Origin of the sequence: Corallococcus exercitus, from assembly GCF_003611585.1 — a bacterium.
GTDB lineage: Bacteria > Myxococcota > Myxococcia > Myxococcales > Myxococcaceae > Corallococcus > Corallococcus exercitus.
Map to the genome: position 1 here is coordinate 1 of NZ_RAVW01000790.1, position 1277 is coordinate 1277.

Sequence of the window (1277 nt, forward strand, 5' to 3'; positions counted from 1 at the left end):
TCTTATCGTCGGCAGCGTAAGATGTGTATAATAGACAGGTGGGGCCCCAGCCCAGCCAGGAGGCCACGGTGTCCCAGAAGGCCCGCTGGGCCGCCACGTCCGGCACGGCCAGGCGCAGGGTGGCCACGGACGCGCGCGGCGGGTGGGCCGGCGGGGGGAGCGCCTTCTCCACGGCCTTCGCGGCCTGCCAGTGGCGCTCCATGTGCTCCAGCGTGGCACCGCCGAAGGGGACCTGCTCCTCGTTCAGCTTCGCCTCGATGTACTGGAAGCGGCTGACGAAGCGGCGGGTGGCCATGCGCAGCGCGTCCTCCGCTGGCGTCTTCACGAAGCGGGCGAGGTTCGCGAGCGAGAACAGGACGTCCCCCAGCTCGTGCTCGATGGCGTCCCGGCCGCCCGAGGCGATGGCCTCGTCCAGCTCGCGCAGCTCCTCGTCCAGCTTGCCGCGCACCCCGGCCAGGTCCGGCCAGTCGAAGCCGATGCGGCTGGCCTTCTCCGTGAGCCGCTCGGCGCGCAGCAGGGACGGGGCCGCGGTGGGCACGCCGTCCAGCACGGAGCCCGCGCGCCCCGTCTTCTTCTTGCGCTCCTCCGCCTTCAGCTGCGCCCAGTTGGCGAGCACCTGCTCGGCGCCCTTCACCTGCTGGTCCCCGAACACGTGCGGGTGGCGGCTGGTGATCTTGTCGCTGATCGCCGCGCACACGTCCGCCATCGTGAACTCGCCCAGCTCCGCCGCCAGCTGCGCGTGGAAGACGATCTGGAAGAGCAGATCCCCCAGCTCCTCACACAGCGGCCGCCAGGGGCCTCCGTCGGAGACGCGGTCCATCTCGTCCAGGACCTCGAATGCCTCCTCGGTCAGGTAGGGACGGAGCGAGCGCAGGTCCTGCTCGCGGTCCCACGGGCAGCCGCCCTCGGCCCTGAGCCGCCGCATGATCTCCACCAGTCGTTCCAGCTCTGTTCCAGGCGCCGCCATTCATTCACTCCCGAGCAAATCCCCCGCCGCGCGCTCCTGTAGCACGGGCACCGGGCGCCACATGATTTCGGATCGTCCGCCCTGTCGCCTATCATCGGACGCCCGGATGCTCCGCTCGTTCCTCGGCCTGTGTTGCAGCCTCGTGCTGCTTGTTCCCGCGCGTGCCCCTGCGTTGACGCAGGAGCCGCTCCTGCGCATCGAGGAGAAGGTCATCGAGCCGGAGCCGGACCCCAGCGTCTTCCGTGCCACGGAGGATGATCCGCAGGACACCCCCGCCTCCGACGAGGCCGAGGAACCGGAGCCCGAGACC

At 70.5% G+C, this 1277-nt stretch carries 2 protein-coding genes; one reads left to right on the top strand and one right to left on the bottom strand.

The annotated features are described in order from the left end of the window. A partial coding sequence (gene mazG / locus D7W79_RS46605) for a nucleoside triphosphate pyrophosphohydrolase (RefSeq protein ID WP_120530760.1) occupies positions 1-967 on the bottom strand: 967 nt, incomplete at its 3' end. Between the two features lie 106 nt (positions 968-1073). Here mazG and D7W79_RS42050 point away from each other — a divergent pair. Then, positions 1074-1277, top strand: a 204-nt coding sequence (locus D7W79_RS42050) for a hypothetical protein (RefSeq protein WP_208729987.1), incomplete at its 3' end; no start/stop codon positions are given.